The organism is Pseudomonas sp. PME37.24/025 (assembly GCF_055556615.1).
In genome coordinates this window covers 47868-71391 of record NZ_JBVHNK010000017.1, presented here as the reverse complement: position 1 = coordinate 71391, position 23524 = coordinate 47868, and the positions used below count along the sequence as shown (strand labels likewise).

At 60.4% G+C, this 23524-nt stretch carries 18 protein-coding genes and 1 tRNA gene; 4 read left to right on the top strand and 15 right to left on the bottom strand.

The window, feature by feature from the left end; all coding sequences use genetic code 11:
- The first annotated feature begins 30 nt into the window (after positions 1-30).
- A complete protein-coding gene (locus tag ACZ3HH_RS26270; protein ID WP_465809027.1) occupies positions 31-870 on the top strand; it encodes a pirin family protein in 840 nt (279 codons plus the stop codon).
- A 116-nt stretch (positions 871-986) separates the two neighbouring features.
- On the top strand, positions 987-1418 hold the full coding sequence (locus ACZ3HH_RS26265) for a nuclear transport factor 2 family protein (protein WP_465809025.1): 432 nt from the start codon (positions 987-989) through the stop codon (positions 1416-1418).
- Positions 1419-1604: 186 nt separating this feature from the next.
- On the opposite strand, the gene ACZ3HH_RS26260 is transcribed toward ACZ3HH_RS26265, so the two are convergent.
- From ACZ3HH_RS26260 to fdnG, 11 genes are all read right to left on the bottom strand, one after another.
- On the bottom strand, positions 1605-1907 hold the full coding sequence (locus ACZ3HH_RS26260) for a hypothetical protein (RefSeq protein ID WP_465809023.1): 303 nt from the start codon (positions 1905-1907) through the stop codon (positions 1605-1607).
- Between the two features lie 339 nt (positions 1908-2246).
- Positions 2247-3755: a tripartite tricarboxylate transporter permease gene (locus ACZ3HH_RS26255; protein WP_465809021.1), complete on the bottom strand. Its 1509-nt coding sequence runs from the start codon at positions 3753-3755 to the stop codon at positions 2247-2249.
- 24 nt (positions 3756-3779) lie between these two features.
- Positions 3780-4271, bottom strand: a complete 492-nt coding sequence (locus tag ACZ3HH_RS26250) for a tripartite tricarboxylate transporter TctB family protein (RefSeq protein WP_465809019.1) — start codon at positions 4269-4271, stop codon at positions 3780-3782.
- A gap of 1 nt (position 4272) precedes the next feature.
- Positions 4273-5238, bottom strand: a complete 966-nt coding sequence (locus tag ACZ3HH_RS26245; protein ID WP_465809017.1) for a tripartite tricarboxylate transporter substrate binding protein — start codon at positions 5236-5238, stop codon at positions 4273-4275.
- A 322-nt stretch (positions 5239-5560) separates the two neighbouring features.
- A tRNA-Sec gene (locus ACZ3HH_RS26240) sits at positions 5561-5656 on the bottom strand.
- A 6-nt stretch (positions 5657-5662) separates the two neighbouring features.
- Positions 5663-7582 carry a selenocysteine-specific translation elongation factor gene (gene selB / locus ACZ3HH_RS26235; RefSeq protein ID WP_465809015.1) on the bottom strand — a complete coding sequence of 640 codons (1920 nt, stop codon included), beginning with the start codon at positions 7580-7582 and terminating at the stop codon, positions 5663-5665.
- Positions 7579-9027 carry an L-seryl-tRNA(Sec) selenium transferase gene (gene selA, locus ACZ3HH_RS26230; RefSeq protein ID WP_465809013.1) on the bottom strand — a complete coding sequence of 483 codons (1449 nt, stop codon included), beginning with the start codon at positions 9025-9027 and terminating at the stop codon, positions 7579-7581. The genes selB and selA overlap by 4 nt, the downstream gene beginning before the upstream one ends.
- A 72-nt stretch (positions 9028-9099) precedes the next feature.
- Positions 9100-10026 (bottom strand): formate dehydrogenase accessory protein FdhE, encoded by a 927-nt coding sequence (gene fdhE, locus ACZ3HH_RS26225; RefSeq protein ID WP_465809011.1) that lies wholly within the window; start codon positions 10024-10026, stop codon positions 9100-9102.
- Between the two features lie 4 nt (positions 10027-10030).
- On the bottom strand, positions 10031-10684 hold the full coding sequence (locus ACZ3HH_RS26220; RefSeq protein WP_465809009.1) for a formate dehydrogenase subunit gamma: 654 nt from the start codon (positions 10682-10684) through the stop codon (positions 10031-10033).
- On the bottom strand, positions 10681-11625 hold the full coding sequence (gene fdxH / locus ACZ3HH_RS26215; protein ID WP_050683370.1) for a formate dehydrogenase subunit beta: 945 nt from the start codon (positions 11623-11625) through the stop codon (positions 10681-10683). Before fdxH ends, ACZ3HH_RS26220 begins: the two co-directional genes overlap by 4 nt.
- A complete protein-coding gene (fdnG, locus tag ACZ3HH_RS26210) occupies positions 11626-14691 on the bottom strand; it encodes a formate dehydrogenase-N subunit alpha (protein ID WP_465809007.1) in 3066 nt (1021 codons plus the stop codon). It abuts the gene before it with no gap.
- A gap of 446 nt (positions 14692-15137) precedes the next feature.
- Between fdnG and ACZ3HH_RS26205 the strand changes: the two genes are divergently transcribed.
- Complete coding sequence (locus tag ACZ3HH_RS26205) at positions 15138-16286, top strand: MalY/PatB family protein (protein ID WP_465809005.1); 1149 nt, start codon at positions 15138-15140, stop codon at positions 16284-16286.
- A 151-nt stretch (positions 16287-16437) separates the two neighbouring features.
- On the opposite strand, the gene ACZ3HH_RS26200 is transcribed toward ACZ3HH_RS26205, so the two are convergent.
- From ACZ3HH_RS26200 to ACZ3HH_RS26190, 3 genes are all read right to left on the bottom strand, one after another.
- Positions 16438-18360, bottom strand: coding sequence for a hybrid sensor histidine kinase/response regulator (locus tag ACZ3HH_RS26200; protein ID WP_465809002.1), 1923 nt, complete (start codon positions 18358-18360; stop codon positions 16438-16440).
- A 121-nt stretch (positions 18361-18481) separates the two neighbouring features.
- A complete protein-coding gene (locus tag ACZ3HH_RS26195; protein ID WP_465809000.1) occupies positions 18482-20749 on the bottom strand; it encodes an ATP-dependent DNA helicase in 2268 nt (755 codons plus the stop codon).
- Positions 20746-22398 carry a VRR-NUC domain-containing protein gene (locus ACZ3HH_RS26190; RefSeq protein WP_465808998.1) on the bottom strand — a complete coding sequence of 551 codons (1653 nt, stop codon included), beginning with the start codon at positions 22396-22398 and terminating at the stop codon, positions 20746-20748. The genes ACZ3HH_RS26195 and ACZ3HH_RS26190 overlap by 4 nt, the downstream gene beginning before the upstream one ends.
- A 224-nt stretch (positions 22399-22622) precedes the next feature.
- Here ACZ3HH_RS26190 and ACZ3HH_RS26185 point away from each other — a divergent pair, with 224 nt between their 5' ends.
- Positions 22623-22847 (top strand): YgdI/YgdR family lipoprotein, encoded by a 225-nt coding sequence (locus ACZ3HH_RS26185; RefSeq protein ID WP_465808996.1) that lies wholly within the window; start codon positions 22623-22625, stop codon positions 22845-22847.
- A gap of 189 nt (positions 22848-23036) precedes the next feature.
- Here ACZ3HH_RS26185 and ACZ3HH_RS26180 read toward each other — a convergent pair whose 3' ends face one another.
- Positions 23037-23411 carry a hypothetical protein gene (locus tag ACZ3HH_RS26180; RefSeq protein ID WP_465808994.1) on the bottom strand — a complete coding sequence of 125 codons (375 nt, stop codon included), beginning with the start codon at positions 23409-23411 and terminating at the stop codon, positions 23037-23039.
- Positions 23412-23524 lie beyond the last annotated feature (113 nt).

Genomic DNA, 23524 nt, shown 5'->3' with positions numbered 1-23524 from the left:
GGCGGCCGACTCAAGACTTGAGGAAAATCTATGAACAGCATCGTCGCAACGCAGACTCGCACCATCGTCCACCGCACATCCGGCAGCACTCACGGGCCGATCACGCGGCTGATGAGCCCTGGCGACTTGGGCCAGTTGTTGAAGCCTTTTGTGTTTCTTGATCTCTTCGGCTTCAAGCCTATAGGTGGGCAGAAAGGTTTCGGCATGCACCCGCACTCAGGGATCGCAACGCTGACCTACATGATTGAAGGCGGCGTGGCATACGAAGACACCACGGGCAAAACCGGCATGCTGCCCACTGGAGGTGTGGAGTGGATGAGTGCCGGTAATGGCGTGTGGCATGACGCTACACCGGTCAGTGACGGCTCAATATTGGGCTTCCAGCTCTGGGTCGCCCTGCCCGCTTCGCACGAAAACTCTCCGGCGGAAAGTCTCTACCTGGCGCCCTCACAGATCCCGCAAGAAGGCCCGGTGCGTGTGCTGCTCGGACGTTACGGCGACGCGAAAAGTGCTATTGCGGCACCTGCCGACATGAACTACCTCGTGGTGCGCTTGAAAGATGGAGAACGCTGGCGCTACACGCCTCCCGCCGACCACAACGTGGCGTGGCTGGCGGTCAATACCGGTCGGCTGGATGTGGGTGGTCCGGTCAATGCTGGCGAACTGGCGGTGTTCGAGGAGTCAGGCCAACCTATCGACTTCGTGGCGCACGGCGACACCTCTTTCGTGCTGGGCTCGGCGGTGAAGCACCCGCACGATTTGGTGCTGGGCAGTTATTCGGTACACACCAGCAGAGCGGCGCTGGTTCAGGGTGAAACTGAAATTCAGCGTATTGGCGCGCGTCTACTTCATGAGGGACGGCTGCCCTAGCACTTGCTGAATGCCATATACGCACCTTCAGTAAAAACCTGCTAAGTTGTACGACGACAGATGAGTTGGCGCGATTCATCTGTCGTCCTCGCACCCATAACAACAAGGAAATATCCATGAAAAAAGTGAAACTGCTTATCGGTTTTTTATGCCTGTTCAGCGGCTACGTAGCGGCCGCCCCTTCATCGGGCGAGAAGGATGTTGCCGCAGCGGTAGACCATCTGACTCAAGCCATGCTGAACAAGAACGTACCCCAACTGCAAGCGCTGACCGCTGAGAACCTTACCTACGGGCATTCCAGCGGGAAAATCCAGGACAAGAAAGAATTCATCGCCGACATCGAAACCGGCAAAAGCGCTTTCCAGACGCTGGAGATGCAGAACCAGAAAATTACCGTCTCGGGTGATGTGGCGTTGGTCCGCCATCATTTTTCGGCACAAGCCATCAAGGGCACCGAGATCGTTCCCACGGAAATCGAGAACTTCCAGATCTGGCAGAAACAGAAAGGCAAATGGCTACTGGTAGGACGACAAGCGTTCCGTTTCTGATTTGTACTTGGCAAGGCAGTCAATCAGGCGTTGGCTGCGATCTTGAGGTCCATTCGCGAGCCTGTGGCGAGGGGGCTTGCCCCCGTTGGGCCGCGAAGCGGCCCCAAAAAATGGGACTGCTGCGCAGTCCAACGGGGGCAAGCCCCCTCGCCACATAGGCTCGCGATAGCGTCAGATGACACCCCGCTAAACAGTAGTCTTGAACCCCTCTTCCCGCTGCAACGCCCGAGCCTGGATCACATCCAGCACGGCACAACCTTCACGCGTCAGCAGATGCACCGCCCGGGTGATGCGGGTCAGGTCGCAGTCGGAAATGCCTGTGAGGTTGAGGCTGGACAAGGTGTCGGTCAAATCGCGAACCACGGTGAAGCGGTGCATGGCGCAAGCGGCCATGTCGCTGAGTTCTTTGTGGGTGTTGATGAAGAGCACCGGGGTTTCGGCGTCGTAGGTGTCGATGGGGAGGTAACGGGGCATGACTTGGTCGAACATGGGTGTAACTCCAAATAGAGCTACCACCATCCGCGGCCAAGCGGAAAAGGTGGCAGCTGTGTGCGGGTTGGCCGACCGGCACCCATAGATCCGGCACACCCAAGGGTGTCCCACGCACAGCTGCCATAACACGATGTACAGACATAAAAAGGTCTGAACAATGACGCTGATGCGTTTTGGGTGACCGACCGGCCAAGGTCGTTCGCGGTGTTTTCCGCGAGCCCGAACTATAGGGGTCGATACCGAAACGCGGCAACAGGGTACGTTGTAGGAAACGTCTTGGAAAGTTGTGCGCCACAAAGTTGATCGTTCCTACGATCGCGTGGGAACGATCGGCGCTCAATCATCCTCATGCAATTTGATACCGCGTTTATGCAGCAGGTACGGAACCAGCAGCACCAGCAGCGTCAGTACCAGGACCGACGCCGCAATCGGTTGCGTCACAAACACCATCCAGTCGCCCTGGCTGATGGACAAGGCGTTACGCAGTTGTTTTTCCGCCATCGGACCCAGCAACATGCCGACGATCACCGGGGCGACGGGGAAATCGAAACGCCGCATCAACACCCCGGCCCAGCCGATGCCCAGCATCAAAAACAGGTCGAACGTTGAGTGGCGCATGCCATACACGCCGATGGTGGCAAATACCAGAATGCCGGCGTTCAGGTACGGTCGCGGAATCTGCAAGAGTTTCACCCACAGCCCCACCAACGGCAGGTTCAGCACCAGCAGAATAACGTTGCCGATGTACAGCGAGGCCACCAGCGTCCAGACCAGGTCGCCCGAGGTCTGGAACAGCAACGGCCCCGGTTGCAGGTTGTAGTTCTGGAACGCGGCCAACAGGATCGCCGCCGTGGCCGAAGTCGGTATGCCCAGGGTCAGCAGCGGCACCAGAGAACCGGTGGCGCTCGCATTGTTGGCCGCCTCCGGACCGGCGACACCCTCGATGGCGCCCTCGCCTTTGCTGGCCGCAAACTCTTTCGGGTATTTGCTGAGTTTGCGTTCGGTCGAATAAGACAGGAACGTCGGAATTTCCGCGCCACCGGCCGGAATCGAGCCAAAGGGAAAACCGATCAAGGTGCCCCGTAGCCACGCGGGAATCGAGCGTTTCCAGTCGGCACGGGTCATCCACAACGAGGTCAGGCGATGTCGGCTGCCCGTTTCCTCCTTTTGGTAGAGCACGCTGTACAAGGCCTCACCGACGGCAAACAAACCGACCGCCACCAGCACGACCTCAATGCCATCGACCAGTTCGGGCACCTCCATGGTGTAGCGGGCAATGCCCGAGGTCGAGTCCAGGCCGATCAAGCCGATGGTCAACCCGATGCCCAATGAGGCAAAGCCGCGCAACATCGATGCACCGAGCACCGCCGACACCGTGGTGAAAGCCAGTACCAGAATCGCGAAATATTCCGCCGGCCCGAACTTCAGCGCCAGCGTGGCCACGAGTGGGGCGAACAAGGTCAGCAAGATTGTCGCGATGGTACCGGCCACAAATGAACCGATAGCGGCCGTCGCCAAGGCCGGGCCTGCCCGTCCGTTGCGGGCCATGAGGTTGCCTTCCAGGGCCGTGACCATCGAGGACGATTCCCCTGGGGTGTTGAGCAGAATCGAGGTGGTGGAGCCGCCAAACTGAGCGCCGTAATAGATGCCGGCGAACATGATCAGCGCGCCGGTAGGATCGACCTTGGCGGTAATCGGCAGCAGCAAGGCGACGGTCAGCGCCGGTCCGATTCCCGGCAAAACACCGATCGCAGTACCCAGCAGGCAGCCGATAAAACCCCACATCAGATTGATCGGTGCCAACGCGGCACCGAAGCCACTTGCCAGACTCGAGAGAATGTCCACCTTGTCGACCTCCTTCGGCCTGGATCAGATCCAGGCGTTGACCAGGGGCGGAAGGGAAACCCCTAGCCCGGCGGTGAAAAGCCAGTAAATCGGCAGCGTCAGGGCGATGCCGATGGCCAGGTCCCGCAGCGGGCTGCGACTGCCAAAACCCCGTGCAGAACAGGCAAACAGCAGTGCAGCAGCCAATACGAAGCCGAGGTAGGTAATGAGCACGGCGACGCCCACCAGCCCCGCCGTGACCCAGGTTGCGCCGAGCTTGCCGCCGGGCTGAGCACGGGTGGTCTCATGGTCGTCGGGAAGGTTGCGAAAACCACCGGTGAGCGCCTGATAGCACATCAACAAACCGACCACGCCCAGAAACGCCGCGACGGCGTAGGGATAGACGTAGGCCGCCATGATGACGAAGCCCATTTCGGGAGGAAATCGCGAGGCACCGAACGCCAATACCGCGCTGATGGCGACGACACCTAAACCAATCGCCAGTTGGGCCGGCATGACGCTCCAGCGCCCGGCCATCTCAAAGCAGCCCGACCTTGACCAGCATTGCGCGCAGCCGCCCATGTTCTTCTTCGACGAATTTGCCGAAGTCATCCCCGGTCAGAATGCTCGGTGACCATGCATTGGTTTTTACGTTTTCTTGCCAGACAGTGCTTTTGGTCGCGGTCAGGACGGCTTCGGTCAGTTCTTTGCGCTGTTCAGGCGTCAGGCCCGCCGCGCCGTAAACGCCACGCCAGTTGCCGATCGTCACGTCATAGCCACTTTCTTTGAGGGTCGGTGCATCGATGCCTTCTACACGGCTGGGCGCGCCGATGGCGAGTAAGCGGAACTGCTTGGACTGCACGTATTTGGCAAGCTCGGCGTAACCGCCGGTGATCACCGTGATGTGGCCGCCCAGCACCGCGGCGACGACTTCGCCGCCACCTGCGAAGGCAACGTAATTCACCTTATTGACGGGAACGTCCATTTTGCTCGCCAGTTCGGCGATGCCAATGTGGTCGATCGACCCCTTGGAGCCACCGCCCCATTTGATACTGGACGGGTTGGCTTTGAAGTCTTTGAGCAGGTCGTCCAGGGTTTTGTACGGGGAGTCGTCCCGCACGGCAATCACGTTGTATTCGGTAAACAACCGGGCGATCGGCGTCACGTCCTTCAAGGTGATTTGCGGTTTGTTCTGCTCGATGGCCGCGACCATGATCGCGCCGACCACGATCAGGGCATTGGCGTCGCCCTTGGTGCCGTTGGCAAATTGCGCCAACCCCAGGGTGCCACCGGCGCCGCCCTTGTTCTCGAAGGTGACGGCTTTTGCCGTTTTGGCCTCGACCATGGCTTTGCCCAGGACGCGTGCGGTCTGGTCATAACCACCACCGACCGAACCCGGGGCCATGAACTTGACGGTGTCCAGCGCAAAAACCGGTGATGCGAGCACGGCGGCGGTAACTAAAACGGCGAGGTTGCTGCTGAATCGACGGGCCAATGCAAACATGAGTCGTCTCCGGATAGCTGTTCTTGTTGTTTTCGATCAGGGAAGAGCCGCTGTTCGTTGAACATGCGTCTGAAATAAGCGTAGGTCATAGTTGTGTTTGTTGGCGTGTTTTCAATGGTCTGTCTGCCCCTAATGCATGACAACTGCAGAACCTGTGGCGAGGGGGCAGCCCCAATGCCGGTAAGTCAAGGTGCGCAAACTTGTGGGAGCGAGCCTGCTCGCGATGGCGGACTCACATTCAACATTTCTATCAACTGATACACCGCTATCGCGAGCAGGCTCGCTCCCACAGGGATTGCGCCTGTCCCTGTGTTCTACCAAATGGCGGAAGGCAGCCGGAGTCGAACCTGCCCGGGAACGGATGCCGTCCCCAACCGGGTTTGAAGCCCGGCCGCGCCACCGGGCGCGATTGCCTTCCTTGAACTCAGTCTGTTGCTTGTTGAGCCAGTGCATTGTCGAGCCGGATGTGGCGCCGGTCGCCAAAGCGCCGGGTCAGGCCGATTCGGTCGAAGTACTCAAGAATCTGAATGCTGCGCTTGCGCCCCAGGCTCACGGCATCGCGAAACGCGGTGACCTGAATCACCGGGTTGTCGCTTGCCAGTTGCACCAGCATAGCCGCCAATCGGCGCACCACTATCTCGGTATAAAACAAGTCACGGACCACTTGGTGCGCCAGCCCCAGCCGCGCCATCTTGCGCAGCAGCAGGCGCACCGCGGCCTCTTCATGGCCCGTCGCTTTAGCCAGATCACGCACCCACGGCGGATCGAAACCCGCCTGTTCGAACAACGGCTGTAATTGTTGCCACAGGGTTTCGTCATCCTCGCTCAACCGCACTTGGTGATCGGGCAAATGCAGCCATGGACCGCTGGCGACGATCGCACCGCTGGCCAGTAATTCGTCGAGCAGGCTGATAAAGGTCGGCCGGTCCAGCGCGGTGCCGGCGAAGCGACGCAGGCGATCCCGGTCCGGTCCCATTTGATCCGGTTCGAGTTGATGAAAGCGTGCGAGGTGTTCCAGCATCGGCGCTTTCAGTGCTTCCCAGCACACCGCGCTGAACAGCAACGGCCCCTGCCGCGTATCGATCAAGCGCACGTTATCGAGTAACGCCCAGCTATCGCGCGGGCGATTGAACTGACGCTCCAGACGTTGCAGGTCGAGCCCGGTGTCGCTGTTGGCCAGCAGCGCTGGCAGTGCTTCTTCCAGACTGGTCGTGGTGGCCAGCGCTTGTAGCTGCGCCAATCGTTCGGGGCTGCGGCGGTGTCGGGCCGGGGCGAACGGGTCAAGCACCTGGCCGCCGCCGAGGGTCCGTTGCGCGCTTTGATCGCGCAGGATCAAGCGGTCGCCCTTCACCGCCAGTACCGGCGCGTTCACCAGCAGTTGCGCAAACATCTGCTCACTCGGCGCCAGGCTGCTGCCCTCCAGCAACGCCACTCGCCCGGTCACGTCCTGAGTGCCGAGATGCACGTGCACTGGCTGAAAGTGCTCGAAGCTTCGCGCCTCGCTGGCCAACAAGGTCATCTCGATATCCAGACGCTGGGTCGGCGCATGCAGCCATTCGGCCAACAGCCAGTGGCCCCGGTGAATCTGCTCCAGGGCCAGACGGTCGGCACTCAGGTTCAGCGCGACTCGCTGCCCGGCCGTTGCGCTGTCGGCCGCTTGGTTCTGCGCATGCAGGCCTCGCACCCGCACCGGTTTGCCCAGCGGACTCAACACCAGCGTATCGCCCACGGCCACCTGGCCGGACAACGCGGTGCCGGTCACCACGATACCGGCGCCGGCCACGCTGAACGCCCGATCAATCGCTAGGCGAAAACCGCCGCTGACACTGCGCTGAAGCACCTCATGTTGCGCACCCAGCAAGGCCTGACGCAGTGTCTCGACGCCTTCGCCGGTCACACTCGACAGCGCGATTTGCGGCGCGTCGGCATAAGGGCCGGGTGCCAACAAAGCTTCGATCTGTTCCCGGACGGCTTGCACACGAGCAGGGTCGACGCGGTCGCATTTGGTGATTGCAATCAGTGCCCGAGGGATGCCCAGCAGCTCGACAATCGCCAAATGTTCGCGGGTCTGCGGCATGACGCCGTCATCGGCCGCCACCACCAACAACACCAGATCAATGCCCTGAGCCCCGGCCAGCATGTTGTGGGTGAAGCGCTCATGACCGGGAACATCGATAAAACCGGTCAGCGCGGCGTCCGGTTCCAGCGCCGCGTAGATATAGCCGAGGTCGATGGTCATGCCGCGTTCGCGTTCTTCCCGGCGACGGTCGCCGGCCTGGCCGGTCAATGCCTGGAGCAAGGAGGTCTTGCCGTGATCGATGTGCCCCGCCGTGCCGACAATCACCCGTCCCGGCCCTCCTCCTTCAGTTGATCGAATGGCGCCAGCTGATCGAGTTGCGCCAGCCATGCGGTTTCGTCGTCGAGTTGGCGCAGGTCCAGCCAAAGCGCATCACCGTCGATGCGCCCGAGCACGGGAATCGGCAGCTGACGAAACGCGGCCTCCAGCCCCAGCAATCGCCGCCCGCGCAGACGTTTGGAAACGTTGGGCCGCAGGCATAACGCAGCGCTAGCTAAGCGCGCCACCGGTTGGCTGCCGCTGCCGATCATGCCCAGCGCCGGCACCGCGCTGACGCTCCAGCCGTCCCCCAACACCTGCGCCAGTGACGGTTGCAGGTGTTCGGCCTGGGCGAAGATGTCGGCTTGGGGCCGGGTCAGCAGGCGTAGACTCGGCAGGCGTTCGGCCAGCCGATCAGGATCGCGGTACAGCGCCAACACGGCTTCGAGGGCGGCCAGGGTCAGTTTGTCGACCCGCAGCGCGCGCTTGAGCGGGTTCTTCTTGATCTTCGCGATCAGGTCTTTGCGGCCGACAATCAACCCGGCCTGGGGACCGCCGAGCAGTTTGTCACCACTGAAAGTAACGATGTCCGCACCATCAAGCAGAGCCTGACGCACCGTCGGTTCGGCGGGCAAGCCCCAGCGAGTCAGGTCCAGCAGACTGCCGCTGCCCAGGTCTTCGAGCAGCGGCAGCCCGTGACGGTGAGCCAGCTCGGCCAATTCAGCCGTCGGCACCCGGGCGGTGAAACCTTCGATGGAGTAGTTGCTCGCGTGTACACGCATCAGCAGACCACTGCGTGGGCCAATCGCAGCTTCGTAATCGCCGGCATGGGTGCGGTTGGTGGTGCCCACTTCGTGCAGCCGCACGCCGGCGCGGGCCATGATGTCGGGAATGCGGAAAGCGCCGCCGATTTCGATCAGTTCCCCACGGGAAATGATGCCTTCCTTGCGCGCGCCCAGGCTGTTGAGCGTCAGCAACACGGCGGCGGCATTGTTGTTGACCACGGTCACCGCTTCGGCGCCGGTCAGCTCGCGGATCAGGCCTTCGATCAAATCATCGCGGTCGCCGCGCTTGCCGCTGTGCAGGTCGAATTCCAGATTGAGCGGATAGCGAGCGGCCCGTTCCACGGCGGCAATGGCTTCCTCCGGCAACAATGCGCGCCCGAGGTTGGTGTGCAGCACCGTGCCGGTGAGGTTGAACACCCGCCGGACCTGGCTGCGATGCTGGATCGCCAGACGCTCACCCGCCCTGCCCGCCAATACGTCGGGGGCGATTTCAACGGCATCGAATTCACCCTTGAGCACCGGTTCGCGCAAGTCATCAAGCAATTGCCGCAGACCGGCCAGCAACGCGTCACGCCCGTAACGTTCGGCCAATGCTTGGCAGGCGGGATGGCGCAACAAGCTGTCGATGGAGGGCAGCCGCAAGGCTTGGCTGGCGGAGGGTGCGGACATCGGAGGCTCCCGGAAGCGAATGACCGTCGCGTCTGAGTGTAGTCGCTGGGCTCACTGCTCAAAGGGATTAGCTCAGTCCCCTCCCGGTGCCAGCATCAGATTCGGCGATAGGCGCTGGTAGCCTTCCTGTTCCAGGCGCATATCCAGCATCAGGCTGGACAGGTCCGCCGAGAGGGCTTCGGCTTCGGCGTCGTTTTCCAGGTAGATCAGCTTCAGGTAGCTATTGCAGCCGGGGCAGACTTCCGCCCGCAACGGTGCCTGATTGGCGGCATGACGGTCATCCTCGAAGCTGACGTATTGAAGCCCCTTGCTCTGTTCGCAATACACGCACTTGACCCGCACCGCATGCCATTCGCAGGCGCACAACGAGCACACCAGATAACGCAAACCGTTGTATTTGCCGCGATGACGAATCACTCCGGCCATCGCCGGCGAACCGCAGGCCGGGCATTGGCTGAGGCTGTCGCCGCGCTTGAGTTCAAGGTTGGGTGAGCTCAGCAACCAATGGCTCCAGGCCGCTTGCAGCGCTGCACCGAGGAACGGCACCAGCTCTGCCGGCAGCATTGAATATTGACCGCTGACCAAGGCAATCGCCCAGGCTTTGAGCAGCCCTGGGCTGGCACTGCGCAACGTCGCCACGGCGTTTTCTACTGCAGCCTGTGGCGGTGGCTGATAGCGTTGCAACAAGGCTTCGAGAAAGGGTAGCCAAACATTTTCGCGCACCAGACTGTCGGCGGCGAACGGTGGCAAGCCATGTTCCACGCACACCCGAAGACGTTCGGGATCGGGCACGGCAGCCACGGGCGGATCGTCCATCAGGTTCTGCTGAACGTGACACAGTCCGGCTACCAAACGCAGGTAATCCGCCATGGGATGCCCGTCGGCCAGGCGTTCCAGACGCAGCGCGCGCAAGGTGAACAGGTTGTTCGGTGGCAGGTACAGAAACGGCGGTGAACTCGCCGCCGCTTCTATTTGCCCAGGCTCGAGAATTGTCGCCACAGGGTCATCCTTTTTTGCTGATCGGTCGCTCGGGCGTCTCGTCTTGGGTCACTTCCCGGTACCAGAGCTCATGGTGTTTTCTCGCCCAGGCGCGGCTGACCCTGCCACGCACCATGGCGTGGACCGAGCCGCGAATCCAGATACCGGCATAAACGTGAACGATGATGCTCAGCACCAGGATGAACCCCGCCAGCGCATGCAGCAGCATCGCCCAGCGAATACCGGTGATGCCGAAGTACGCGCTGAACCAGGCACGCCAGATCACCAGCCCGCTGAACAACAGCACCAGCATGCAGATCAGCAACACCCAAAAGAGTAGCTTCTGCCCCGGGTTGTATTTGCCGATCGGCGGCACGCCCTCCTCCTCGTTACGCATGACAGTCCCGACGCGTCTGAGCCACAACCGGTCGTTAGCGCTGAAGTAATTCGCCCGCCCGAAACTGAACACCAGGCCGAGGAACAGCACAAACATCGCCACGCCCATGTACGGATGCAGAATGCGCGTCCACGAACCGCCGCCAAACAGGTTGCTGAGCCAGAACAACCCCGGATGGAACAACGCCAGCCCCGACAGCGCAGCCATGAGAAACACAATCGCCACCAGCCAGTGATTGGTGCGCTGGTTGGAGGTGTAGCGCAGGATCGTTTTGTCGTTCATGGCCTGTCCTCCCCGCCGGGTTTCGTCGGATCAAAGGTGTGCACCGATGGATCGAACTCATGCACCGCCGGGTCGACGATGACGGGATGTTCGTCCTCCTCGACCAACTGCGGCCCAACGCGCACGTAATGGAAGAATCCGGCCAGCACCGCCGCGCCCATGGCCAGCAACGCCAGGGGTTTGCTCAGGCCTTTCCACAGGTCCACCAACGGACTGATCGCTGGGTGATCCGGCAACCCGGCATACAACCTCGGCGTGTCGGCATGGTGCAGCACATACATGACGTGAGTGCCGCCGACGCCTGCGGGGTCATACAACCCGGCGTTTTCGAAACCGCGACTCTTGAGGTCGACGATCCGTTCGGCGGCGTGTTCTTTCATGTCTTCCTTGCTGCCGAAAACGATGGCGCCGGTCGGGCAGGTTTTCACGCAGGCCGGCTCCAGCCCCACCGCCACCCGGTCCGAGCACAGTGTGCATTTATAAGCCTTGTGGTCCTTTTGCGAGATGCGCGGAATGTTGAACGGGCAACCGGTGATGCAATACCCGCAGCCGATGCAATGGTCCTGATCGAAGTCGACGATGCCGTTGGCGTGCTTGATGATCGCGCCGGGGCTCGGGCACGCCGCCAGGCAGCCGGGCTCGGCGCAGTGCATGCAGCCGTCCTTGCGAATCAGCCATTCGAGGTTACCGGCGTCGGTTTCATGCTCGGTGAAGCGCATCAAGGTCCAGGTGTCTGCGCTGAGGTCTTGAGGGTTGTCGTAAGTGCCGAGGTTGTGACCAACATCGTCGCGCAGCTCGTTCCATTCCGAGCAGGCGACCTGGCAGGCCTTGCAGCCGATGCACTTGGTGGTGTCGATCAGCTTGGCCACTTCCTCTTGCGTGCGCACCGAGGGCGGCACGGTGGTGGTGGCCGAGCGGGCGATGATGTCTTGGCTGGCCATTTAGATTTTCTCCACGTTGACCAGGAATGACTTGGATTCCGGGGTCTGTGTGTTGCCATCGCCGAGGAACGGCACCAGGGTGTTGGTCAGGTAACCGTGACGAGTGGCGCCGGTGAAACCCCAGTGCAACGGGATACCGATCTGGTGCACCACCTGATTGTTGACCTGCAGCGGACGAATCCGCTTGGTCACCACCGCCACCGCTTCGATATGCCCGCGCTTGGAGCTGACCCGCACCCGGTCACCGGCAGCAATGCCCTTCTCCTTGGCCAGCACTTCGCCGATTTCGACGAACTGTTCAGGCTGGGTCACGGCGTTGATCGGGCAATGCTTGGTCCAGAAGTGGAAGTGTTCGGTCAGCCGGTAGCTGGTCGCCGCATACGGGAAGTCCTTGGCCTGCCCGAGGGTGTCCCAGACTGAATCGAAGATCCGCCCGGCCGGGTTGCTGGTCGCCTGCTTGTTGTTGGGGTGCATCGGGTTGATGCCGATGGGCGTCTCGAACGGCTCATAGTGTTCCGGGAATGGCCCTTCGTTCATCTTGTCGAGGGCGAAGAAACGCGCCACGCCTTCGGGGTTCATGATGAACGGGTTCATCCCGGCTTCCGGCGGCACATCGGCCTTGTAGTCAGGCACGTCGGTGCCGGTCCAGACCTTGCCGTTCCACCACACCAGCCGTTTGTTCGCATCCCACGGTTTGCCTTGAGGGTCGCACGAAGCACGGTTGTAGAGAATCCGTCGGTTCATAGGCCAGGCCCAGGCCCAGCCCAGGTTCTGCTTCATGCCGAAAGGATCGCTGTTGTCACGCCGGGCCATGTTGTTGCCCTGCTCGGTCCAGCTACCGCAGAAGATCCAGCACCCGGACGCCGTGCTGCCATCGTCCTTGAGTTGGCCGAAGCCGGACAGTTGCTGACCGGCCTTGACCACCGCGCCCGAGGCGTCAGTGACGTCGGCGATGGCGTAGCCGTTGAATTCCCGGGCCAGCTCTTCCGGCGTTGGGTCATCGGGGATCTTGTAGGGCCAGTCGAGCTTCAGGATCGGCTCGGCCCAGGCACCGCCGTTGGCCTGGTAACGCTTGCGCAGGCGCAAGAACAGCTCGGCCATGATTTTCACGTCGGTGCGCGCCTGCCCCGGGCCATCGGCACCCTTCCAGTGCCATTGCAGCCAGCGACCGCTGTTGACCAGCGAACCGTTCTCTTCGGCGAAACAGGTGGTGGGCAGGCGGATGACTTCGGTCTGGATCTCGGCCGTTTGCACATCGTTGTAAGGCCCTACGTTGCGCCAGAACTCCGAGGTTTCGGTGGCCAATGGGTCCATCACCACCAGCCATTTGAGTTTGGCCAGCGCCTTCATCACCCGGTTCTTGTCCGGCAAGGCGGCGATCGGGTTGAAGCCCTGGCACAGGTAGCCATTGACCTCGCCCTTGCCCATCATGTCGAACATTTTCAGGATGTCGTAGCCGGGAATGTCCAGCTTGGGCAGCCACTCGTAGCCCCAGTTATTCTCGGCAGTGGCATTGGCGCCGTACCAGGCTTTCATCAGGCTGACGTGAAACTTGCCGTAGTTCTGCCAGTAGGACATCTGCCCCGGACGCAGCGGCTTGAGCGCGCGCTTGGCGATGTAGGCGTTGTAATCCTGTTCGGCTTCGGCCGGCAAGGTCAGGTAACCGGGTAGCAGGTTGGACAGCAAGCCCAGGTCGGTCAGGCCCTGGATGTTGGAGTGCCCGCGCAGGGCATTGACGCCCCCGCCCGGCATGCCGACGTTGCCCAGCAGCAGTTGCACCATGGCCGCGCTGCGGATCATCTGGGAGCCAGTCGAATGCTGGGTCCAGCCCAGCGCGTAGAGAATCGTCATGGTTTTGCCCGGTTGCGAGCAGGTGGCGATCTCCTCCCAGATTTTCTTCATCGCGTCCACGGGCATGCCGCAGACCTGACTGGCCAGCTCCAGGGTGTAGCGGCTGTAATGCTGCTTCATTAATTGGTAGACGCAGCGTGGGTCTTGCAAGGTCGGGTCGACTTTGGCGAAACCGTCCTCGCCTATTTCGTAGCCCCAGCCGGATTTGTCGGTGTAAGTGCGTTTGCTCGCGTCGTAACCGCTGAACAACCCGTCCTCGAAGCCGTAGTTGGCCTTGACGATGAATGACACGTCCGTATAGGCGCGTACGTATTCGTGCTGGATCTTGTCTTCGGTCAGCAGGTAATTGATCAGCCCGCCCATGAAGGCAATGTCGGTGCCGGTGCGGATCGGCGCGTAATAGTCGGCCACCGAGGCCGTACGGGTAAAACGCGGGTCGACCACAATCAGCCGCGCCTTGTTGTGGGCTTTGGCTTCGGTCACCCATTTGAAACCGCAAGGGTGCGCTTCGGCGGCATTGCCACCCATCACCAGAACCAGATTCGCGTTAGCGATATCGGTCCAGTGGTTGGTCATGGCACCACGGCCATACGTCGGGGCAAGACTTGCCACCGTCGGGCCATGTCAGACACGTGCCTGGTTATCAAACCCCAGCATGCCGAGACTGCGAATCACCTTGTGGGTGATGTACCCCGCTTCGTTGGACGATGCCGACGCCGCGAGGAAACCGGTGGTCAACCAGCGATTCACCGTTTGCCCCTGGACGTTCTTCTCGATGAAGTGGGCGTCGCGGTCGGCCTTCATCAGGTCGGCGATGCGATCCAGCGCTTCATCCCAGGAGATTCGCGTCCACTCCGTGGTGCCGGGCTTGCGCACCTGCGGGTACTGGAGACGGCTGGGGCTGTGAATGAAATCGAGCAGGCCCGCGCCTTTGGGGCAGAGGGTGCCACGATTGACGGGGTGGTCGGCATCGCCTTCGATGTGGATGATGCTCTGGGCGACATTCTTCGCGTTGTCGCCCTGGCTATACATGATCAAGCCGCAACCGACCGAGCAGTACGGGCAGGTGTTGCGGGTTTCATGGGTATGGGCGAGCTTGAAATGACGCACTTGTTCGGCGAAAGCGGGCGTCGGGGCCATGCCCAGCGCGCCGAGGCTTGAGCCCGCAAGGCCGAGACCAGCGACCTTGAAGAACTGACGACGGTTGAGGTCCATCGTGCACTCCTGATCAGGTGGAAACCCGGTGCGTTGGCCGGCCAGTCAGTCAAGTCACGGAACCTGTGGGAGCGAGGCTTGTGTGGCGAGGGGGCTTGCCCCCGTTCGGCTGCGAAGCAGTCGTAAACCCATTACATGCGGTTTGACTTTAAAAAGCCGGGGTCGCTTCGCAACCCAACGGGGGCAAGCCCCCTCACCACAGTCCATTCCCACAAGGGTTTTGCTTAACTGCCTGGCATTGTGCGCTGGCCGGGTTTTTCTGGACGATCACGGTGGCGGTAACCTATCTACCGCCACTTAGAACTTTAGACAATGTTGCCGTTCGCCGTCTGAAAACCGACCGTCGGCGGCTTGCCAGTCATGCTCTGTTGCGCAATTCGCCAGCGATCAAGGTTGGCGCTTATCATGACCGCCGGATTAACCCCCTGCCTTTTATGAGACTGAGCATGACTTTCGATTTTGATCAGGTGTTCGACCGCCATGGCACCGGCAGTACCAAATGGAGCCGCTACCCGGCCGACGTGTTGCCGATGTGGGTGGCCGACATGGACTTTGCCGCGCCGCCAGCGATCATTCAGGCGCTGCAAAAACGCCTGGAACACCCGATGCTCGGTTACAGCGTGGCTCAGGATGACTTGCGTGACGCCATCGTCGCCGACCTGTGGAGCAAGTACGCCTGGCGTGTGCAACCCCAGGAGCTGGTCTTCTTGCCGGGAATCGAATCGGGTTTCAACATGGCCCTGCATGCGCTGGTTCAGCCACAGCAAAACGTGGTCGTGCAGACACCAAACTACCCGCCGTTGCGCCATGCACCGGCCCACTGGCAGTTGAACAAGGTCGAACTGGATTTCGACGCGTTGGCCGATGGTACGTATGCGACGCCACTCAACACCTTGCGCCAGGCGCTGCAAGGGGGCGGCGCGTTGCTGCTGAGCAATCCGCATAACCCGCTGGGCAAAGTCTTCCCGCGTGAAGAGCTGCAAGCGGTCGCCGACATTTGCCTGGAGCAGGACGCCTGGATCATCTCCGACGAGATCCACTCCGAGCTGTGCTTCGACGGGCGCGTACACATTCCGACCGCCTCGCTCAGCCCGCAGATCGCCCAGCGCACCATCACCCTGATGTCGGCAAGCAAGGCTTACAACATCGCCGGCTTGAAGACGGCGTTCATGATCATTCAAGACGCGGCGCTGCGTCATCGGGTCAACAACGCCCGCTGCGGCATGGTCGACAGCGTCAACCCGCTGGGCCTGGAAGCCACCCGCGTCGCCTACGGCGAAGGCGGCCCGTGGTTGACTGAGCTCATGGCCTATCTGCAAAGCAATCGGGATTATCTGGTGGAAGCGGTTCGCACGCGGTTGCCGGGTGTGACCATGAACATTCCTCAGGGCACTTACCTGGCGTGGCTTGACTGCACGGCGTTGGGGCTGGATAACCCGCAGCAATTCTTCCTCGAACAGGCCAAGGTCGGGCTGAGCGCAGGGCTGGATTTCGGCGACAACGCCCAGCAGTTCGTGCGCCTGAACTTCGGTTGCCCGCGGGCGCTGCTGGAGGAAGGGATCGCGCGGATGGAGCGTAGTTTGCGTAACCGCTGATTCCTGCGGGCAACAAGGATCAGATGTAGGAGCTGCCGAAGGCTGCGATCTTTTGACTTTGCTTTTCAAGATCAAAAGATCGCAGCCTTCGGCAGCTCCTACAGGGTGTACGCCCTTCAAATGTGGGGCAGTGTGGGTTACGCGCAGACTGTCATTTCATCGCCAGAGCAATGACCTCCACCAGATTAAGTTGGGTAAAAGGCTTGGACAGGCGCGGAAGTCTGGACGCGAAGCCTTCCAGGCGCTCGGCGTAACCGGTGGCCAGGATGATCGGCAGGTGTGGTTTCATGGCCCGGATAGCCTGCGCCAGTTGTGCGCCACTCATCTTGGGCATGACCATGTCCGTAATGACCAGGTCAATTGCGTGCTCACTGTCGAACAGCTCCAGTGCCTGTGCACCGGACGCGGCACCGATCACCCGATGGCCCAGGTCCTCAAGCAACAGGCTGGTACTGGTCAACACCAGGCTGTCGTCATCCACAACCAGCACACACAGACGAGGCACCCGCGACATGGCCGTCTCCTCGATAGCGGGTTCGGTGGTCGAGCTGGTTAGTGCAACGGGTAACCAGAGTTCGGCAGTGGTGCCGACATCCTTCTGGCTTTTCAAAATGAAACGCCCACCCAGTTGTTCAGTAAACCCATGAACCATCGACAACCCCAGGCCAGTGCCTTTACCGACGCCTTTTGTGGTGAAGAAGGGGTCCATTGCCGAGGCCAGGGTAGCGTTATCCATGCCCTCCCCCGTATCCGTGACACTCAGGCAGACATAGCGGCCTGGCGGCAGGGATAACTTCGCCTGATCGCAGACCTCTTCTGTCTGGGCGCTAATGACGAGTTTCCCGCCGTCGGGCATGGCATCGCGGGCGTTGGTCGCCAGATTCAGCATCGCCAGTTCGAGCTGATTGACGTCGGCCATGACCGGTTCGAGTTCGGGCGCAAAGCGGGTTTCTATACTCACCGCAGGCCCCAGAGAGCTGCGCAACAGACCGGTAATCCCCTGTATCAGCGTCGGTATCTCGACAGGTTCGGTCTTGAGTTCCTGACGCCTGGCAAACGCCAGCATACGCTGGGTCAGGGAAACGCCACGCAAGGCGCCTTGTGTGGCGTTGTCGAGCAAACGGGTAATTCTCGGGTCGTCTGCCGCACGTTTACGAACGATTTCCAGATTGCCGAGGATAACGGTCAGCAGATTATTGAAGTCGTGGGCAATCCCCCCGCTGAGTTGACCGATGGCCTGCATTTTCTGCGCCTGAAACAACGCTTCGCGGGTTTTCTCAAGGACCTGTTGGGCTTGTGTCGCTTCGGTAATATCCCGAGTGATCTTGGCAAATCCCAGCAACTTGCCAGTGTCGCCCCTGATCGGGTCGACCACGACATGTGCCAGAAACCGCGTACCGTCCTTGCGCACGCGCCAGGCCTTGTTTTCGAATCGACCCTCGCGAATCGCAATGTCCAGCGCCCGCTGCGGTTCACCGGCTTCGCGGTCTTCAGGGGTATAAAACAGCGAGAAGTGTTGGCCGATGATTTCTTCAGGCTGGTAACCCTTGATTCGCTGAGCCCCCAGGTTCCAGTTGGTCACACGTCCATCCGGGGCGAGCATGTAGATGGCGTAGTCGGTGACGCTTTGCACCAACAGCCGAAATTGCTGCTCACTTTGTTTGAGGGTTTCTTCGGCCATTTTTCGATCGGTCAAATCCCGGGTGATCTTGGCAAAACCCAGCAATTTGCCCGACGGACTGAAAATGGGATCTACGATGACGTGGGACCAAAAATGCGTGCCGTCCTTGCGAACCCGCCAGCCTTCGCCCTCGAAACGTCCTTCACGAATGGCGGTATCAAGGGCGCGCTGGGGTAGACCGGCCTTGCGGTCCTCTTCGGTATAAAAACGCGAGAAATGCTGACCAAGAATCTCCGCTTCCTCATACCCTTTGAAACGCTTGGCGCCAGCGTTCCAACTGGTGATGATGCCGTCGGGGTCGATCATGTAGATCGCGTAGTCGATCACAGCATCGATCAGCAGACGGAAGCGCATCTCCTCGATGGCATTGATCCTGGTCCGGTCATCGCTCATGGATCCCTGTCCTTATTGTTGTTCTTCTGGAGTATGCGACAAACCGCACGTTCGGAAATTCAAAAAAACCAATACGTTGGTCTGCCGCAGGCTGCGACCTTTTGGGGCATTACTCGACGGGCTAAAAAAGTGCTGACTTCATCGACCACCAGCGCGGCAGCAGTTGCTTGACCTTGCTCTCGCCAAACCGGTCATCGATCAGCATCACTACCCCTTGATCCTGCTGAGTGCGGATCACCCGCCCCGCCGCCTGCACCACTTTCTGCACCCCGGGAAACAGGTAGGTGTAGTCATAACCGGCGCCGAAAATCGCCGCCATGCGCTGTTTCATCTGCTCGTTGACCGGATTCAGTTGTGCCAGCCCCAGGGTGGCAATGAATGCACCAATCAACCGCGCGCCGGGTAAATCGATGCCTTCGCCGAATGCGCCACCCAGCACCGCAAACCCTACGCCCTGACTATGGACGGTGAATTGATCGAGAAACGCCTGACGCGGCCCTTCCCCCATTCCCCGGGACTGCGACCATAGCGTGATGTGCGGATGCCGCTCGGCCAGCAACTGGGCCACTTGCTGCAAATAATCGAAACTGCTGAAAAACGCCAAATAGTTACCGGGGCGTTGGGTGAACTGTTTGGCGATCAGCTCGACGATGGGTTCAAGGGATGCCTGACGATGGACATAGCGGGTCGAAATCTGGCTGACGATATGCACTTGCAGCTGTTCGGCGCTGAATGGCGACTCCACATCAATCCAGACTGTATTCGCCGGTGTTCCCAGCAAATCGGCGTAGTAATGCCGAGGACTCAGGGTGGCGGAAAACAGCACGGTGCTACGCGCAGCAGTCAGGCGCGGGCGAATGAAAGCGGCCGGCACCACGTTGCGCAGGCACAGTTGCGACAGGTTGCGCTTGCGCTCGAGGTCACGTTTGCTGATGTCGAACAGGAAGTGCTCATCGAACAGTTCAGCCACGCGGCCGAATTGCAGCATGTCGAAGTAAAAACTCTGCAACCCGCTGTCCAGGCCCTGAGGGTGATCGTTCAGATAGTCGCCAATACTCGCGCAGCATAAGGACAGCGCCTGAAGCAGTTTTTCCGGGGCTTTGTCGTAGGCTTGATAGGGGCTCAGTTGCTGATCATGCAGGGCATTCCATTCACGATTGACCCGCTGCAAGGATCTCTTCAGTGGCTCAGGCGCGGTGTTACGCACGCTGTTCAACGTCGCCTGATCGAGGCTGGCGCTGTACATCTGCCGGCCACGCTCTACAAGGTTGTGAGCCTCGTCCACCAGCACCGCCACTCTCCAGTTGTTGGCCTGGGCCAGCCCGAACAGCAGCGCACTGAAGTCGAAATAATAGTTGTAGTCGGCGACCACCACGTCCGCCCAGCGGGCCATTTCCTGGCTCAGGTAGTAGGGGCAAATGTCATGCTGCAGGGCAACCTCGCGCAAGGCGCTCTGGTTCAACAGGCTCAATTGGCTGGCGGCCTGACGCGCGGCCGGCAAACGATCATAAAAACCCTGGGCCAACGGGCACGACTCGCCATGGCAGGCCTTGTCCGGGTGCTCGCAAGCCTTGTCCCGGGCGATCATCTCAAGGACTCGCAACGGTGGAGCATCGGCGCTGTCGAGGATGATCTGAGCGGCGTCCAGCGCCAATTTGCGCCCGGGAGTTTTCGCCGTGAGGAAAAACACCTTGTCCAGTTGCTGCGGCGCCAGGGCCTTGAGCATTGGGAACAGTGTGCCAACGGTCTTGCCGATACCGGTCGGCGCCTGGGCCATCAGGCAGCGACCGGTGCTGACAGCTTTGAATACCGACTCGGCCAGATGCCGTTGCCCGGGACGAAAATCGGCATGGGGAAATGCCAACCGTTGCGCTGCCAGATTACGCCCTTCGCGATGGGCCATTTCCTGCTCGGCCCAGTGCAGAAACAACCCGCAATGGTGCTCGAAGAACAGCTGCAATTCGGCGGCGCTGAAGGCCTCGACCAGGCAGGTTTCCTTTTCGCTGACAATGTCGAAGTACACCAGCGCCAGATTAATCTGCTCCAACTGCAGTTTCTGGCACATCAACCCGCCATAGATCTTCGCCTGCGCCCAGTGCAGTTGCCGATGGTTGGCCGGTTGCTTGCTCAGGTCGCCACGGTAGGTTTTGACTTCTTCGAGGCAATTTTGCGCCGGATCGTAGCCATCCGCCCGGCCTTTCACGGTCAAGGTTCGATACTGGCCCTCAAGCGCGACCTCACTCTGGTACCCCTCGCTGCGCCGTGACGCCACGGTGCGATGCCCGACGATGCCTTCCAGCGCAGTCGGTGACGGGGTGAAGCGCAGGTCGAGGTCGCCGACCTTGGCGGTGAATTCACACAGCGCCCGCACCGCCATGCTGTAACTCACGCGCCCTGCTCCGCCCATTGCACGTAGCACACGGCGATCGGCATCTGGTGCTCGTGACAGAATTCCAGCCAGCGCAATTGATTGTCTTGCAACCGATCGCCGGGGCCTTTGACTTCGATCATCCGGTAGGTTTTGTCTTGCGGCCAAAACTGAATCAGGTCCGGCATGCCGGCGCGGTTGGCCTTGATGTCGAGCAGCAGTCGATTGAACCAGTGCTTGAGGTGTTCGGCGGGCAGACAGTCGAGTGCCTGCTCCAGCAGTTCCTCGCTCAGCACGCCCCAAAAGACGAACGGTGACTGCACACCCCACTTGGCGCTGTAACGCTCGCGGACAGTTTGCACATAACGCCCGTCATCGAGTTCGGCGAGGCAGGCCTGGAACAGATCCGCGCGCCGTGCATGAAAGTCTTCGTTGAGCAGGTCCACCGGCCCGCGCTGGAACGGGTGAAAAAACGCCCCCGGCAACGGCGCGAAGATCGCCGGCCAGCACAGCAGCCCGAACAGCGAGTTGATCAGGCTGTTCTCGACGTAATGCACCGGCGCCGACTCCTCCGCCAGATGTGCTTGAACGTAAGACTCCACCGATAACGCCGGATCGTGCCTGGGCAGTTGCAGGTCCAGGCGTTGCATGGCCCGCGGAGTTGGCCGCTTGATCGGCGGCCCACCCAATTTGCGCCGCAGTCTGGGCAGCACACGCGATAGATGCTGATGCTCGGCGGCGCTTTCAGGGGCTTGCTCGGCGTGAGTGGCCAGGTCCATCGCCAGTTGATATTCAGCACAACGTTCCAACACCCGAATCAACCGCAAACGCGCGCCGGGGTAGGCGCATTCGCGGTAAAGGCTCAGGGCGGCGGAAAAATCCGCGATGCGCTCGCAATGCTGACCGATCTGGAACAGCAGCTTGCCCCGACGTTTTTGCAGCCAGGGATTGTCGAGTTCCAGTCCGTTGATCTGCTCGACAATCGTCGCCACGTCTTCACCGGCCTCGAAATGCTGCTGACAGCTGTGCAGAAACAGACAGGCATCGACGTCCTCGCGACTGCGCAAGCCTCGGGACTCGGCGCAGAACTCGACTTTTTCATAGGTGAAGATGCCCAGGTCGGCCAGCACGAACTCCGACCAGTCCTGGTAAAGATTGCCGAAGAACATCAGCCGCAGCCGGTCGCACAGGCCCATGACGGTCAGGCTGAACAACCGGTCATTCAGGGCCGGACACCACTGGGCAAAACTTTGTGCTTCGGGAAACTGCTCGCTCAGGGGCGGCAGCCAATCGGTCTTTTTACCTTTGGGCTGATCGATGGCGCTGCCAAAGCATTGAAGAATCTCGGCCTTGAGCAACACCTCGAACAAATCCTCGATGTGCAACGGTGACTGCTCATCGATCCAGCCCGATGCCAGCAATGGCGTCGCAGCGTTGTCGATGTCGCCGATCTCGGCGTAACTCAATTTACCGGCCCTGAAATGCACGCCCTTGCGCATCACCAGTCTGACCAGCAAGGCCTGGGACTCGCGGGGCAGTCGATTGAAGTCGCGGATGAAATCCTGCTCCTCGACGCTCAATACATCGGCATAACGATGTTCAAGCCAATCAAGCACTTGCATGAAGTTGTTCAAGTAATAGAACGGATCATCGAGAGGATTTTCAATCACGGGTCAACAGGGCCATGGCAAACGAGTACTGGTTATGCGTACAGATACCAGCTATGCCCCACCCGGTGCAAACGGAAAAGGATCAGTGGCGACGCTATCCGGCATTTTTCGGGTGACCATCGAACTTTCTGCCATTCCATCGCACCAACCGCGTTAGAGGCACAGCGACGATTGACCTCAAGCGAGGCGTTCGCGCTGTTTTTATTCAGTGATGAGAGGTGTGTATGAATATCAAGACTCTGGGTTTGCCCCTGGCAGCAGCGGCCTTTTTGGCCCTGGCCGGTTGCTCGACGCCAACGGTCGTGACCCTGCAGAACGGCACCCAGTATTTGACCAAGGACATGCCGAACACCAACACCAAGGACGGCTTCTTTGAATTCGAAGATATTTCCGGGGCGAAGGTGAAAGTCCGGGCCGATGACGTGGCCACGGTTCGCAAGGAAGACTGATCTCGCGCTCTTTGTGGCGAGCGAGCTTGCTCGCGTTGGGTTGCGTAGCAGCCCCAAAAATCTGACAACCATTGCCGATTTTTGTGAGTGCTACGCACTCAAGCGGGAGCAAGCTCCCTCGCCACAGGTTTCTCTGACTCAAGACGCTCTTAAGTGAACAGCATTGTTCTCAAAGCCCCCCGTTGATGCTCAGTGAGTTCCGGGAATGCTGTTATCGCAGGAGATGTGTTGCCCCCCGCGCCGGATCAGTCGTTCCTGCGTCCGCTGGCAGCGCTCCAGTTCCTGCTGCATCGAACGATCGATGCTGATATTGCCGGTCTTCTCCGGTTGTTTGCCGTCACCCAGGCGCAATGTCACCCAGGGCTGTTCTGGCTGGATCTGGAAGCGGCTTTTTTCTTCGATGGGTTTGGCGGGTTTGGTGGCTTCGATCTCAGCCGGTTTGGGCAGTTGATCGGAGGTGACCCCGTAACGGGTCAGAATCGAGCTCTGAGGCAGTTCTGCGGCGGCGGTTGCCGATAACAAGGCCAGCGCCAGACCGAAGGTGTACCTCTTGCTGTTACTCACGTTGCAAAATCTCCTGTACTCAATGGCGGCATGCAGCACCGGCGTCATAGGGATAACGCGTGAATGGGCTGATGGTTTAGTGCCAGTTCCTGTTGGTGCAGGTATTGGAGTCC

What these genes read in the sequence shown, in the direction of transcription:
- ACZ3HH_RS26270 (WP_465809027.1), top strand. Translation starts at nt 31, where the DNA reads ATGAACAGCATCGTCGCAACGCAGACTCGCACCATCGTCCACCGCACA.
- ACZ3HH_RS26265 (WP_465809025.1), top strand. Translation starts at nt 987, where the DNA reads ATGAAAAAAGTGAAACTGCTTATCGGTTTTTTATGCCTGTTCAGCGGC.
- ACZ3HH_RS26260 (WP_465809023.1), bottom strand. Translation starts at nt 1,907, where the DNA reads ATGTTCGACCAAGTCATGCCCCGTTACCTCCCCATCGACACCTACGAC.
- ACZ3HH_RS26250 (WP_465809019.1), bottom strand. Translation starts at nt 4,271, where the DNA reads ATGGCCGGGCGCTGGAGCGTCATGCCGGCCCAACTGGCGATTGGTTTA.
- ACZ3HH_RS26245 (WP_465809017.1), bottom strand. Translation starts at nt 5,238, where the DNA reads ATGTTTGCATTGGCCCGTCGATTCAGCAGCAACCTCGCCGTTTTAGTT.
- selA (WP_465809013.1), bottom strand. Translation starts at nt 9,027, where the DNA reads ATGTCCGCACCCTCCGCCAGCCAAGCCTTGCGGCTGCCCTCCATCGAC.
- ACZ3HH_RS26220 (WP_465809009.1), bottom strand. Translation starts at nt 10,684, where the DNA reads ATGAACGACAAAACGATCCTGCGCTACACCTCCAACCAGCGCACCAAT.
- fdxH (WP_050683370.1), bottom strand. Translation starts at nt 11,625, where the DNA reads ATGGCCAGCCAAGACATCATCGCCCGCTCGGCCACCACCACCGTGCCG.
- ACZ3HH_RS26205 (WP_465809005.1), top strand. Translation starts at nt 15,138, where the DNA reads ATGACTTTCGATTTTGATCAGGTGTTCGACCGCCATGGCACCGGCAGT.
- ACZ3HH_RS26200 (WP_465809002.1), bottom strand. Translation starts at nt 18,360, where the DNA reads ATGAGCGATGACCGGACCAGGATCAATGCCATCGAGGAGATGCGCTTC.
- ACZ3HH_RS26185 (WP_465808996.1), top strand. Translation starts at nt 22,623, where the DNA reads ATGAATATCAAGACTCTGGGTTTGCCCCTGGCAGCAGCGGCCTTTTTG.